The sequence below is a fragment of the Micromonospora sp. NPDC049240 genome (assembly GCF_040647835.1).
Taxonomy (GTDB): Bacteria; Actinomycetota; Actinomycetes; order Mycobacteriales; family Micromonosporaceae; genus Micromonospora.
The window spans coordinates 248,394-261,027 of record NZ_JBEZCX010000008.1 but is presented as its reverse complement, the minus strand read 5'-3'; the positions used below and the strand labels follow the sequence as shown (position 1 = coordinate 261,027).

The window sequence follows — 12,634 nt, the reverse complement described above, 5'->3', positions numbered from 1 at the left end:
AGTCTTGATAGCCGTAAGCTATAGAGATGCAGCTCCATCAGCTCCGGTACTTCGTTGCGGTCGCAGAAGTACGACATTTCACCCAGGCGGCCGATGTCGTCGGCATAACGCAGCCCTCGTTGAGTAAGCAAATTCACGCCCTGGAGGCCGACCTCGGGGCGCCGCTCTTCGAGCGGGTAAGGGGCAACATCACGCTCACCACGGCCGGTGAGGTGCTGCTGCCGCTGGCCAAGCGGATCCTCGCCGACGTGGACACCGCGACCCGCGAGGTGCAGGAGCTGGTCGGGCTGCGCCGGGGGCGGGTCCGACTCGGGGCCACGCCCAGCCTGGCCACCTCGCTGGCGCCCCCGGTGCTGCGCCGGTTCCGCGACGCCCACCCCACCGTCGACCTGCGCGTCGAGGAGGGCGGCTCGCAGGATCTCGTCCGCGACATGCTCCGCGGCGACCTCGACCTCGCGCTGATCATCATGCCGTCCGGCGGCGCCGACCCGGGGCTGCGCGTCGACCCGATCCTGCGGGAGAGCCTGGTGGTCGCCTCGGTCGACCCGCTGCCGGGCGTCTCGACCGGCGGCGAGCTGCGCATCACCGACCTGCGCGACCAGCCGCTCGTCATGTTCCGCGAGGGCTACGACCTGCGCGACGCCACGCTCCAGGCGTGCCGGGCGGCCGGCTTCGAGCCGGCCCTGTCGGTGGACGGCGGGGAGATGGACGCCGTGCTCAGCTTCGTCGAGGCCGGGCTCGGCGTCGCGCTGGTGCCCGGCATCGTGGTGGCCCGCCGGCCCGGCATCCGGGTCACCCGGCTCGCGCCGCCCGGCGTGCGCCGTACCATCGCGGTGGCCCGCCGCCGGGACGTGGTGCCCACCCACGCCGGCCGCGAGCTGCGCCGGATCCTCCTGGAGTACGTGCACGACGCCACCGCCACCGACCGGCTCCCGGCCGGGGTGGAGCCGCTGGCCTAGCTGGCGGCGGCCGTGGGCCAGGTGCGCAGCAGGGCGTCGACGGCGTCCAGGACCCGCGCCCAGCTCTCCGGCGGAGCCGGCGGGCTGTGGTCGAAGCCGCCCCCCATCTCCAGCCCGACGAAGCCCTGGAAGACGCTGCCGAGCAGGCGGACGGCGTGCGTCTGGTCCGGCTCGGGCAGGTGGTAGCCGCGCAGGATCGCCCGCATCATCTGGGCGTGCCGGACGCCGGCGCTGCCGGCGGCGGTCGGTGGATCGAGCCGCAACTGGGCCGCCGCCCAGCGGCCCGGGTGCTCGTGGGCGTAGTCGCGGTAGGCGTTCGCGAAGGCGGTCAGCGCCTCCTTGCCGGCCCGCCCGGCGAGCGCGTCGGCGGCCCGGTCGGCGAGTTCGCCCAGCGCGAGCAGCGCGATCCCGGTCCGCAGGTCCTGGGAGTTGCGGACGTGCGAGTAGAGGCTGGCTACCGTGACGCCGAACCGTCTGGCCAGCGCCGACACGGTCACCTGGTCGAAGCCCACCTCGTCGGCCAGCTCCGCCCCGGCCCGGATCAGACGCTCCTGACTGAGTCCCACGCGCCCCATGTGCCTCCCCTCACCAAAGCTCATTATGCCTTTGCCTAATACCTTTAGGAAAATTACCCTCGGGTGTATGACCCCGCTTACCGAACCCGAGATCCGGGCCGCGTTCGTGAACTGCACCAGAGGTGAGGCGAAGCGCATGCATGTGCCCCGCGACCTCGACGCCCGCCCCTGGGCCGACCTCGACTACCTCGGCTGGCGCGATCCCCAGGCGTCCGACCGGGCCTACCTGGTCGCCACCGTGGACGGCCGACCGACCGGCCTCGCGCTGCGCCGCCCCAGCCCCGGCCCTCGGCAGCAGCGCCGCAACATGTGCTCGGTGTGCCTGACCAACCCGGCCGGCGGCGTCAGCCTGATGGTCGCGCGCAAGGCGGGCAAGGCCGGGCAGCAGGGCAACTCGGTGGGCATCTACCTCTGCGACGACCTCGCCTGCTCCCTGTACCTGCGCGGTCGCAAGGACGCCGGCCCCGGCGGCCGCCTGCCCGAGTCACTGACCCTGGCGGAGAAGATCGACCGCACCGTGTCGCACCTCACCGCCTTCATCACCCGCGTCACCACCTGACCGCACGCCGCGAGCGGGGGTCAGCGGGCTTCGGCGTCGTCCATGGCGCGGTAGATGCGCTGCTCGGAGACCGGGTACGGGGTGCCGAGCGCCTGGGCGAACACGTTCACCCGCAGCTCCTGGATCATCCAGCGGATCTGGCGGGCCGCCGTCGAGCCGCGCCGGGCCGGCGGCAACGCGGCCAGCATGTCCTGGTACTCCTTCTGCACCACGGCGATGCGGTCCTGCTGCTGCTTGTCGCGCTGCGGGTTGCCGGGCAACCGGTCCAGCCGGCGCTCGATCGCGGTCAGGTAGCGCAGCAGGTCGGGCAGGCGGGCGTAGCCGGCCTCGGTAAGGAAGCCGGCGTGCACCAGGCCGGTGAGCTGGGCGCGGATGTCGGCGAGCGCGGCCACCACGGCCAGGTTGCGGGTGGCGCCGAGCCGCTGCTCCACCGCGTACGAGGCGGCCAGCACCTGCCGGGCCCGGGCCATCACCTCGACCACGGTGTCGACCAGGTCGGCGCGGACTCGCTCACGCAGTGCGGCGAAACCGTCGGCGTCCCAGGCCGGGCCGCCCGCGTCCGCCATCAGTTTGTCGATGGCGGCGCCGGTGGCGTCCTCGATCAGCGCCGGCACCCCGCCGTGCGGGTTGCGGGACAGCGCCAGCTTCGCCTCGTTGCTCAGCCGCCCCTGAAGGAACCGCGCCGGCGACGGCATGGTCAGCCGCAGCAGTCGACGGGTGCCGGCCCAGTGCGCGGCCTCCTGCTCGCCGGCGGAGTCGAACACCTTCACCCCGACGGTCGCGCCCTCGTCCACCAGCGCCGGGTACGCGGTCACCGCGAAACCGGCGCGCACCTGCTCGATGGTGCGGGACAGGCTGCCGATCGACCACTCGGTGAGCCCGCTGCGGGCCACGTCCGGCGCGGCGGCGGCGACGACCTGGCGTACCTCCTGGCGGAGCCGGCGTTGCAGCGCCGGCAGGTCCTTGCCCTCGGCGACCGGTTTGTCGTCGTCGCCGAGCACCCGGAACGTGACCCGCAGGTGCGACGGCAGCTTGCCCACGTCCCACGCGTCCGGCGGCACGGTCACCCCGGTCATCCGGCGCAGTTGCCGGGTCAGCGCGGCCAGCAGCGGCTCCTCGCCGGGCGTGATGGCGGCCAGCGCCGCCCGCGCGTAGTCGGGCACCGGCACGAAGTTGCGCCGGACCGGCTTGGGCAGCGAGCGGATCAACGCGATGACCAGTTCCTCGCGCAGCCCCGGCACCTGCCAGTCGAAGCTCTCCGCCGGCACCTGGTTGAGCAGCGGCAGCGGGATGTCCACGGTGACGCCGTCGGTGGGCGCGGTCGGGTCGAACGTGTACGTCAGCGGCAGCGTGACGCCGTCGGCCCGCCACTCGTCCGGGTAGTCCTCCTCGTCCACGCCGCCGCGACCGGCGTTGACCAGCAGCTCGCGGGTGAACGTGAGCAGGTCCGGCCGCTCCCGGCGGGTCTTCTTCCACCAGGTGTCGAAGTGCCGGCCGGAGACGACGTCGGCGGGGATCCGCTGGTCGTAGAAGGCGAAGATGGTCTCGTCGTCGACCAGGATGTCGCGCCGCCGGGCCCGGTTCTCCAGCTCCTCGACCTCGGTCAGCAGCTTCTGGTTGTCCCGCCAGAACTGGTGGTGGGTCTGCCAGTCGCCCTCCACCAGCGCGTGCCGGATGAACAGCTCCCGGCTCAGCGCCGGGTCGATCCGACCGAAGTTCACCTTGCGGGAGGTGACCAGCGGGATGCCGTAGAGCGTGACCTTCTCGTAGGCCATCACCGCGGCCTGCTTCTTCTCCCAGTGCGGCTCGCTGTAGCTGCGCTTGACCAGGTGCTGGGCCAGCGGTTCGACCCACTCCGGCTCGACCCGCCCGGCCACCCGGCCGAAGAGCCGGGACGTCTCGACCAGCTCGGCGGCCATCACCCAACGCGGCGGCTTCCGGAACAGCGCCGAGCCGGGGAAGATCACGAACTTCGCGCCGCGCGCGCCGAGGTACTCGTGCTTCTGCGCGTCCTTGAGCCCGAGGTGGGACAGCAGGCCGGGCAGCAGCGACTGGTGCACCTTCGGGGTGTCGATCTCCTCCGGCAGGTCCGCGCCGGCGCCGCGCCGGCCCTCACCCTTCTCCGAGGTACGCAGCACCTGGCGCACCTGGCTGACGATGTCCTGCCACTCGCGCACCCGCAGGTAGTTGAGGTATTCCGCCTTGCACATCCGGCGGAACGCGCTGGAGGACAGCTCCCGCTGCTTCTCCCGCAGGTGCCGCCACAGGTTGAGGTACGCGACGAAGTCCGACTCCTTGTCGGCGAACCGGGCGTGCGCCTGGTCGGCCTGGGCCTGCCGGTCGGCGGGCCGTTCGCGCGGGTCCTGGATGGAGAGCGCGGCGGCGATCACCACCACCTCGGTGGCGCAGCCGTTGCGCTCGCCCTCGATCACCATCCGGGCCAGCCGCGGGTCGACCGGGAGCTGGGCCAGCCGCCGGCCCAGCGCGGTCAGCCGCTTCGCCGGGTCGGCCTCGGTCGGGTCGAGCGCGCCCAGCTCGTGCAGCAGGTTGACGCCGTCGGTCACGTTGCGCCGGTCCGGCGGGTCGATGAACGGGAAGGCGGCGACGTCGCCGAGCCCGATCGCGGTCATCTGGAGGATGACCGAGGCGAGGTTGGTACGCAGGATCTCCGGGTCGGTGAACTCCGGGCGGGAGTCGAAGTCCGACTCGTCGTAGAGGCGGACGCAGATGCCGTCGGAGGTGCGCCCGCAGCGCCCCTTGCGCTGGTTGGCGCTGGCCTGCGAGACCGGCTCGATCGGCAGCCGCTGCACCTTGAGCCGGCTGGAGTAGCGGGAGATCCGGGCGGTGCCCGGGTCCACCACGTACTTGATGCCGGGGACGGTCAGCGAGGTCTCCGCGACGTTGGTGGCCAGCACCACCCGGCGGCCGGCGTGCGGGGCGAAGACCCGGTGCTGCTCGGCGGTGGAGAGCCGGGCGTAGAGCGGCAGGATCTCGGTGCCGAGCAACGAGCGTCTGGACTGCACCAGTTTGCCGAGCGCGTCGGCGGTGTCCCGGATCTCCCGCTCGCCGCTGAGGAAGACCAGGATGTCGCCCGGCCCCTCGGCGGCCAGTTCCTCGACCGCGTCGCCGATGGCCTGGATCTGGTCCCGGACGTTCTCCTCGTCGGCCTCGTCCTCCCCGTCGGCCTCGGTGACCTCGACCAGCGGCCGGTACCGCACCTCCACCGGGTAGGTGCGACCGGAGACCTCCACCACCGGCGCCGGGTTGCCGTCGGCGTCGGCGAAGTGCCTGGCGAACCGGTCGGTCTCGATGGTCGCCGAGGTGATGACCACCTTGAGGTCGGGCCGGCGGGGGAGGAGCTGGCGCAGGTAGCCGAGGATGAAGTCGATGTTCAGGCTGCGTTCGTGCGCCTCGTCGATGATCAACGTGTCGTACTGCCGGAGCATCCGGTCGGTCTGCAACTCGGCCAGCAGGATGCCGTCGGTCATGAGCTTGACCAGGCTGTTCTCGCCCACCTGGTCGGAGAAGCGGACCTTGTAGCCGACCACGCCGCCCAGCTCGGTGCCGAGTTCCTCGGCGATCCGGTCGGCGACCGTCCGGGCGGCCAGCCGCCGCGGCTGGGTGTGCCCGATCAGGCCGGTGACACCGCGCCCCAGTTCCAGACAGATCTTCGGGAGCTGGGTGGTCTTGCCGGACCCGGTCTCGCCGGCCACGATCACCACCTGGTGGTCCCGGATGGCGGCGGCGATGTCGTCCTTGCGCTCGCTGACCGGAAGCTGTGCCGGGTAGGTGACGGTCGGCACCGCGGCCCGCCGGGCCGCCAGGCGCGCCTCGGCGCGGGCCACCTCGGCCCCGATCTCGGCCAGCGCCGCCTCCCGCCGCTGCGGGTCCCGCAGCTTCCGCGCGCCGTCGAGCCGCCGCTGGAGCCGGCGCTGGTCGCGGAACATCAGGGGGCCGAGGCGGCGGTGCAGGTCGCGGGTGGTCTCGGGAGCGGCGGGTACGGCTGGATTCTGCATGTCGTCGCCAAGGATAGGCAGCCGCGCGGCGGACCGCTCCCGGGTTACCCGCGCGTGGGCGTGCCGTCCGGGCGCGACGCCCCGGCCCGGATAGGGTTGCCGCCGACGAGGTCGACGAGGGGCGGGGATGATCATGCGGGACACCGACCGGGCGCTCGTGCAGGCCGCCACCGCCGTCGCGAAGCTCCGCTGCCGCAGCGAGAACCACACCGTCGCGGCGGCCGTGCGCAGCGCCGACGGGCGGGTGTTCAGCGGCGTGAACGTCTACCACTTCACCGGCGGCCCGTGCGCCGAGGTGGTGGCGCTCGGCGCGGCGGCCACCCAGGGGGCCGGCGAGCTGGAGACGATCGTCGCGGTGGGGGACCGGGGGCGGGGCGTCATTCCGCCGTGCGGGCGCTGCCGGCAGGTGCTGCTCGACTACTTCCCGTCGATCCGGGTGATCGTCGGGCCGCCGGACGGGCTGCGCGCCGTGCCGGTGGCCGAACTGCTGCCCGAGACGTACGTCTGGTCGGACCACCAGGTCGAGGTGCCGGCCGCTCCGCGTACCGGGGTGTGGCCGCAGCCGGTGGTGCCGGTGAGTCGCCAGTCCGCGGAGGACTGAGTTCCGCGCTGGCCGTCACCCGCCCCTACTGGGACGCGCTGCCCGGCCTGGTCCGCGACCACCTGCGCTGCCCGGTGGTGGACACGCTCGTCCCGATCCGCCGGAAGCACACCATCGACGGCCCGGTGATGGGCGCGGAGTAGGCCCGCCGCGTCAGCCGCCGCCCGCTCGGGCGCGCAGTGCCCGGATGGTCCAGTCCAGCACCGGCGCCAGGCTCTCGGCCGGGGGCCACCCGTTCACCACCGAGAGCAGGTGCTCGTAACGCTCCCGTCGAGGGTCGTGGGCAGCCTCCAGCCGGTCCAGCAGCCGCTGCCGCAGGTCCGCGTCGTCCGGCCGGCCGCAGAGCTGGGCGTAGCGGGCCGTCGCCCGGTCCAGGGTCGCGTCGGCGCGGGGCGAGGCCGGGTCCACGCCCGCGGCCAGCGCCGGGGCCGCCTCCTCCCGGACCAGGGCGACCGCGTCCCGGCGTACGCCCTCGACGCCCCCGCGGTCGGCCGCGTGCGACTCGGCCAGCCGCCGCAGGGCGGCCCGGAAGCCCGGGTCCAGTGCCAGCTCGGCCAGCTCCACCCAGGCTTCCCACCGGGCGTCGTCCGCGTCGGCGGGCAGTTCCGGGGTGAGCGAGCGGCGGACACCCGCGAAACCGGGATCGGTCAGGCCGGTGAAGGTGGCGTCGAGGAACTCGTCGACGAGCCGGCGGCGCTCCCGCTCGGCCAGCCCGGCCAGTCGACGCATCAGGTCGGCCTGGGCCGGGGTGGACCCCCGTCGGGCGATCATGGTCAGCGCCGCGCGACGCGACCGCAGCACGCGGATCTGCGCGGCCAGGGCGTCCGCGTGCGTCGCGGCGGCCTCGGGCAGGGTGACCTCCAGGGCCACCACCCGGCGCACCGTGGCCAGGTCGACGCCTAGCTCGCGCAGCGTCCGCACCAGGTCGATCCGGGCCGCCGCCTCGGGACCGTAGCGGCGGTGACCGGTCGGGCCCCGGTCGGTCGCCGGCACGATCCCCCGGTCGGACCAGAACCGGATGGTCTTCACCGGCACGCCTGTCCGCCGGGCCAGGTCGCCGATCGAGTAGCGCTCTCCACCGTCCATGTCGCCCACCCTGCCGCCTCCCCCCGGTGGAGGCGCAAGCCCATCGACAACGCCGAGTTAGGCGTGCCTTACCTGGTCAGTTAAGGTAAGGCGTACCTAATCGGAAGGCGAACACCCCCGTGACCACCGTCGCCGTCCGGCCCGCCCGGGCCGACGCCCCCGCCCGCCCCGGCGCGTCCCGCCGCGTCGCGGTCACGTTCGCGGCGGTGCTCCTGCTCGTCGCCGCGCTGCTGGCCAGCCTGGCGCTCGGCAGCCGCCACCTGCCGGTCGACCAGGTGTGGCACGCGCTGGTGGCGCCGGACGACGGCGACGCCACCACCGTGGTCCGCGAGCTGCGGGTGCCGCGTACCGCCCTCGGGTTGGTCGTCGGGCTCGCGCTCGCGCTGGCCGGGGTGCTGTTCCAGGCCGTCACCCGCAACCCGCTCGCCGAGCCGCGCATCCTCGGCGTCAGCGCCGGCGCGTCCTTCGGCGTGGTGCTGGCCATCGCCGTGTTCGGGGTCGGCACGCTGGCCGGCTACGTCTGGTTCGGCATCGCCGGCGCGCTGCTCGCCGGGCTGCTGGTGTTCGCCATTGCCAACCGCACCCGCGACGGCGCCAGCCCGGTCACGCTCGCGCTGGTCGGCGCCGCGCTCGACGCCGGTCTCGGCGCCATCGTGTACGCGCTGCTCAGCATCGACGCCCGCACGTTCGAGGAGTACCGCTTCTGGGTGGTCGGCGGGCTCACCGGCCGGGACGTGGGTGTCGCCGGGCAGGTGCTCCCGTTCGTGCTGGCCGGCGTGCTGCTGGCCGCGCTGGCCGCCCGGGGCCTGGACGCGCTCGCCCTCGGCGACGACGTCGCCCGCGGGCTGGGGCACCGGGTGGCCCTGGTCCGGCTGGCCGCCGGCGGCGGCGGGGTGCTGCTCACCGGCGCCGCGGTGGCCGCCGCCGGCCCGATCGCGTTCGTCGGGCTGGCCGTGCCGCACCTGGCCCGGGCCCTGGTCGGCGCCGACCACCGCTGGACGCTGCTGGTCGCCGCGCTGCTCGGCCCCGCGCTGGTGCTGGCCGCCGACGTGACCGGCCGACTGGTCGCCCCACCCGGCGAGATCCCCGCCGGCATCGTCACCGCCCTCCTCGGCGCCCCCCTGCTCGCCATCCTGGTCCGCCGCGCCAAGGTCGTCACCTCATGACCACCCCCGCCCCCCGCGATCTTGCGCTTTCTGCCCCGGCAAAGCAGACAAAGCCCTCATCGAGTGGGCCGCAACCGCAAGATCGCCGAGGGCGGAGTGGGGCGCTGGCGGGGAAGGCGCTGCTGCGCGTGGGGGCGGTGGCGGTGCCGTTCCGGTGGCGGGCGGTGGTTGTGGCGGGGGTGCTTCTGGGGCTGCTGCTGGGGGCGGTGGTGGTCAGCCTCTCGCTCGGGACGCCGTACGTGGCACCGGGTGACGTGCTGCGGTCGTTGTCCGGGGCCGGCACGCCGTACGACCTCGTGGTGCGTGACCTGCGACTGCCCCGCGCGGTGCTCGCGGCGCTGGCCGGGGCGGCCTTCGGGGTGGCCGGCACGCTGATCCAGAGCGTCGCCCGCAACCCGCTGGCCAGCCCCGACGTCATCGGCGTCACGCAGGGCGCCGGGCTGGCCGCCACGGTGGCGCTGACCAGTGGGGCGGCGGCGGTCCTGGTGGCCCCGGCGGCGCTGCTCGGGGGCCTGGCCGCGGCGGTGCTGGTGTTCGCGCTCGGCGCGCGGCACGGCCTGGCCGCCCAGCGGTTCGTGCTGGCCGGCGTGGCGGTGGCGTTCGCGTTCCGGGCGCTCATCGAGGTGGTGATGCTCACCGCCGACCCGATCGACGGCCTGCGCGCCCAGCTCTGGCTGATCGGCACGCTGGCCGGCAAGGGATGGACCGAGGCGGCCTGGATCGCCGGCACGCTCGCCGTGCTGCTGCCGGTGCTGCTCTGGGCCGGCTGGGCGCTGCGCGGCTCCGCCCTGGACGACGACACCGCCCGGGGGATCGGGCTGCGCCCGGTGGCCCGGCGGATCGGCCTGGCCGGCACCGGCGTGCTGGCCGCCGCCGCGGTCACCGCCCAGGTCGGCGCCGTGGACTTCGTGGCGCTCGTCGCCCCGCAGGTGGCCCGCCGGCTGGTCCGCGCGGAACGCCCGCCGATGCTCTGCGCCGCGCTGCTGGGCGCGCTGTTGCTGGTGCTCGCCGACCTGGCCGGCCGTCGCCTGTTCGCGCCCACCCAGTTGCCGGCCGGTGTGCTGACCGCGGCCATCGGCGGCCCGTACCTCATCTTCGTGCTGCTGCGCACCCGAGGGAGGCGGTCGTGACCGCGCTGCTGTCCACCCGCGACCTGGTCGTCGGCTACGAGGGCCGGACCGTGCTGGACGGGCTGGAACTCGACCTGCCGGCCGACGCGTTCACCGTGATCGTCGGTCCGAACGCCTGCGGCAAGTCGACGCTGCTGCGCACCATGGCCCGGCTGCTCACCCCGCGCCGCGGCGCGGTGCTGCTCGACGGTACGCAGATCCGCGCCCTGCCCACCCGGGACGTGGCGCGGCGGCTCGGCGTGCTGCCGCAGAGCCCGCTGGTGCCCGAGGGGATCACCGTAGCCGACCTGGTCGGGCGCGGCCGGCAGCCCTACCAGCGCTGGTGGCGGCAGTGGTCGACCGAGGACGGACGGGCCGTCGACGAGGCGATGCGGCTGGCCGACGTGACAGCGCTCGCCGACCGCCCGGTGGACACGCTCTCCGGCGGGCAGCGCCAACGGGTGTGGATCGCCATGACGCTCGCCCAGGACACCGACGCGCTGCTGCTGGACGAGCCCACCACATTCCTGGACCTGGCCCACCAGGTGGAGGTGCTGGACCTGCTGCACCGGCTGCGCGCCGAGCGGGGCCGGACCGTGGTGGCCGTGCTGCACGACCTCAACCAGGCCGCCCGGTACGCCGACCACCTGGTCGCCATGCGCGGCGGCGCGGTGGTCGCGGTCGGCCCGCCGCGCGAGATCCTCACCGCCGATCTCGTCCGCGACGTGTTCGGGCTCGACTGCGTGGTCGTGCCCTGCCCGGTCACCGGCGCCCCACTGGTGGTGCCCGCCCGCACCCAGACCTCGGCCGCTCCGGCCGGCACGTCGGCCCCGGCCGGCGCCCCCGTCGGCGACGCCTGAGCGTGCCGACCGCACCCGCACCACGGAAAGGAACCTGATGCGTCGCCTCGCCGCCGTACTCACCACCGCTCTCGCCCTCGGCGTCGGCCTCACCGCCTGCGGGGAGAGCGACCCCGTCGCCGACGCCGGCACCGGGGAGACCCGGGAGATCACCCACGCGATGGGCGCCACCAAGGCGCCGGCCGCGCCGAAGCGCGTGGTGGTGCTCGACACCGACAAGATCGACACCGCACTGTCGCTGGGCGTCACGCCGGTCGGCGCGGCCACCGCCGGCGAGGCGAAGAGCTGGCCCACCTACTTCGGCGCGGAGAAGCTCACCGGCATCACCGAGGTCGGCGTGCTCACCGAGCCGGACCTGGAGGCGATCAACGCGCTCAAGCCGGACCTGATCCTGGGCAGCAAGTTCCGCCAGGAGAAGTTCTACGACGAGCTGTCCGCCATCGCGCCCACCGTGTTCACCGAGAAGGTGGGCGTGACCTGGAAGGAGAACTTCCTCCTCGACGGCCGGGCGCTCGGCAAGGAGCAGGAGGCCAAGGACCTGCTGGCCACGTACGAGAAGCGGGCGAAGGACGTCGGCGCGAAGCTCGGCGACCCCGGCGCGCGGAAGGTCTCCATCGTGCGCTTCATCCCGGGCAACATCCGGGTGTACGGGCCGGACTCGTTCTCCGGCATCGTGGTCGGTGACACCGGCCTGGGCCGCCCCGAGCGGCAGCGTCTGGACGGCAAGGAGGACAAGCGGTTCGACCTGGTCAGCGCCGAGCGGGTGAACGAGGTCGACGGCGACGTGGTGTTCGTGACCGCGTACGGCGAGAAGGCCGCCGCCGAGCAGGCGAAGGTCACCGCCGGGAGCCTCTGGCAGGGCCTGTCCGCGGTCAAGGCGGGCAAGGCGCACGTGGTCTCCGACGAGACGTGGATGACCGGCATCGGCGTCACCGCCGCCAACAAGATCCTCGACGACCTCGAAAAGCACCTTCCCGCCTGACCCCCACCCCCCACCCCTTTCGAGGGCGCTGGCGGGGAGGGGAGTGGGAGGGGGCGGGGAGGGTTAGGCGGCGGTGGACCAGATGGCGCGGAACGCGGCGGCCTCGCCGGCCAGCCACTGCTCGATCCGCTCGGGCTTGGCGTCGGCCGGCATGCGGTGCGCCTCGCCTCGCCGCACGTCGACCAGCACCGGCTCGGCGTGCGGCAGCACCGCGTCCATGTGCCGGGCCATCAGGTGCAGCGTGGCAAGCGTCGCCTCCTCGCTCGGCGGCGCCTCGTCGAAGTGCAGCCGGATCGCCTCGGCCCGGCCGTCGGCGAAACGCACGCCGAACTGCGGGTTGATCTTCACGGGCAGGTCGCCCAGCATCGCCAGCGCATCCCGGGTCTGGGCCAGGTCGACGCCGGTCGGCTCGCCGAGCGAGTGCAGCCAGCGCGTCGCGCCCGGCACGAGCGCCTCGTAGAGCGGGCGCCAGCGTGGCTTGACCACGTCGGCGACCTGGGCCAGGTGGGTGCCGCCGGTGTGGAACGCGACGTCGGCCTTGAGCGCCTTGACGAACTGCCCGTGCGGGTTGAAACCGTGCCGGCTCGCCCGCTGCCGGCGCAGGCCGCCGACGAACGTCGCCTTGGTGGGGCCGGTCCGGTCGACGTAGCGGGTGAAGCCGAGGAGGGTGGCGTAGGGGGTGAGAGGGGCGGCTGAGGTGGGCGCAGTCACGAGCATCCTC

12 protein-coding genes are annotated in these 12,634 nt (G+C 74.1%); 8 read left to right on the top strand and 4 right to left on the bottom strand.

All coding sequences use genetic code 11. The features are described 5' to 3' along the window. Nucleotides 1–20 precede the first annotated feature (20 nt). Nucleotides 21–959 carry a LysR family transcriptional regulator gene (locus AB0B02_RS14815; RefSeq protein WP_281942596.1) on the top strand — a complete coding sequence of 313 codons (939 nt, stop codon included), beginning with the start codon at nt 21–23 and terminating at the stop codon, nt 957–959. On the opposite strand, the gene AB0B02_RS14810 is transcribed toward AB0B02_RS14815, so the two are convergent. Beyond that, nucleotides 956–1,534, bottom strand: a complete 579-nt coding sequence (locus AB0B02_RS14810) for a TetR/AcrR family transcriptional regulator (protein WP_357300534.1) — start codon at nt 1,532–1,534, stop codon at nt 956–958. The genes AB0B02_RS14815 and AB0B02_RS14810 overlap by 4 nt on opposite strands. A gap of 67 nt (nt 1,535–1,601) precedes the next feature. On the opposite strand from AB0B02_RS14810, the gene AB0B02_RS14805 reads away from it, so the two are divergent. Next, nucleotides 1,602–2,093 carry an FBP domain-containing protein gene (locus tag AB0B02_RS14805; protein WP_281939421.1) on the top strand — a complete coding sequence of 164 codons (492 nt, stop codon included), beginning with the start codon at nt 1,602–1,604 and terminating at the stop codon, nt 2,091–2,093. A 20-nt stretch (nt 2,094–2,113) separates the two neighbouring features. Here the strand turns inward: AB0B02_RS14805 and hrpA are convergent, their stop codons facing one another. Beyond that, on the bottom strand, nt 2,114–6,109 hold the full coding sequence (hrpA, locus tag AB0B02_RS14800) for an ATP-dependent RNA helicase HrpA (protein WP_357300531.1): 3,996 nt from the start codon (nt 6,107–6,109) through the stop codon (nt 2,114–2,116). Between the two features lie 127 nt (nt 6,110–6,236). Between hrpA and AB0B02_RS14795 the strand changes: the two genes are divergently transcribed. Then, complete coding sequence (locus tag AB0B02_RS14795; RefSeq protein ID WP_281939425.1) at nt 6,237–6,710, top strand: cytidine deaminase; 474 nt, start codon at nt 6,237–6,239, stop codon at nt 6,708–6,710. After that, nucleotides 6,662–6,853, top strand: coding sequence for a hypothetical protein (locus tag AB0B02_RS14790; RefSeq protein ID WP_357300528.1), 192 nt, complete (start codon nt 6,662–6,664; stop codon nt 6,851–6,853). Before AB0B02_RS14795 ends, AB0B02_RS14790 begins: the two co-directional genes overlap by 49 nt. Before the next feature lie 10 nt (nt 6,854–6,863). On the opposite strand, the gene AB0B02_RS14785 is transcribed toward AB0B02_RS14790, so the two are convergent. Beyond that, nucleotides 6,864–7,796, bottom strand: a complete 933-nt coding sequence (locus AB0B02_RS14785) for a MerR family transcriptional regulator (protein ID WP_357300526.1) — start codon at nt 7,794–7,796, stop codon at nt 6,864–6,866. 119 nt (nt 7,797–7,915) lie between these two features. On the opposite strand from AB0B02_RS14785, the gene AB0B02_RS14780 reads away from it, so the two are divergent. The 4 genes from AB0B02_RS14780 (at nt 7,916) to AB0B02_RS14765 (ending at nt 11,913) form a co-directional block, all read left to right on the top strand. Next, nucleotides 7,916–8,962, top strand: coding sequence for an iron ABC transporter permease (locus AB0B02_RS14780; RefSeq protein ID WP_357300524.1), 1,047 nt, complete (start codon nt 7,916–7,918; stop codon nt 8,960–8,962). A 137-nt stretch (nt 8,963–9,099) separates the two neighbouring features. Next, nucleotides 9,100–10,092 (top strand): iron ABC transporter permease, encoded by a 993-nt coding sequence (locus AB0B02_RS14775; protein WP_357300522.1) that lies wholly within the window; start codon nt 9,100–9,102, stop codon nt 10,090–10,092. Continuing rightward, entirely contained in the window at nt 10,089–10,931 is an 843-nt protein-coding gene (locus AB0B02_RS14770) for an ABC transporter ATP-binding protein (RefSeq protein WP_357300520.1), read from the top strand. Before AB0B02_RS14775 ends, AB0B02_RS14770 begins: the two co-directional genes overlap by 4 nt. A gap of 37 nt (nt 10,932–10,968) precedes the next feature. Further along, the gene (locus tag AB0B02_RS14765; protein WP_357300518.1) at nt 10,969–11,913 is read left to right on the top strand and encodes an iron-siderophore ABC transporter substrate-binding protein; all 945 of its coding nucleotides are present in this window, start codon (nt 10,969–10,971) and stop codon (nt 11,911–11,913) included. A 63-nt stretch (nt 11,914–11,976) separates the two neighbouring features. Here AB0B02_RS14765 and AB0B02_RS14760 read toward each other — a convergent pair whose 3' ends face one another. Then, nucleotides 11,977–12,624, bottom strand: coding sequence for a hypothetical protein (locus AB0B02_RS14760; RefSeq protein WP_107160752.1), 648 nt, complete (start codon nt 12,622–12,624; stop codon nt 11,977–11,979). Nucleotides 12,625–12,634 lie beyond the last annotated feature (10 nt).

Bases quoted from the DNA above. Each gene is read 5' to 3' on its own strand.
- AB0B02_RS14810 (WP_357300534.1), bottom strand. From the start codon at position 1,534: ATGGGGCGCGTGGGACTCAGTCAGGAGCGTCTGATCCGGGCCGGGGCG.
- AB0B02_RS14805 (WP_281939421.1), top strand. From the start codon at position 1,602: ATGACCCCGCTTACCGAACCCGAGATCCGGGCCGCGTTCGTGAACTGC.
- hrpA (WP_357300531.1), bottom strand. From the start codon at position 6,109: ATGCAGAATCCAGCCGTACCCGCCGCTCCCGAGACCACCCGCGACCTG.
- AB0B02_RS14795 (WP_281939425.1), top strand. From the start codon at position 6,237: ATGATCATGCGGGACACCGACCGGGCGCTCGTGCAGGCCGCCACCGCC.
- AB0B02_RS14785 (WP_357300526.1), bottom strand. From the start codon at position 7,796: ATGGACGGTGGAGAGCGCTACTCGATCGGCGACCTGGCCCGGCGGACA.
- AB0B02_RS14765 (WP_357300518.1), top strand. From the start codon at position 10,969: ATGCGTCGCCTCGCCGCCGTACTCACCACCGCTCTCGCCCTCGGCGTC.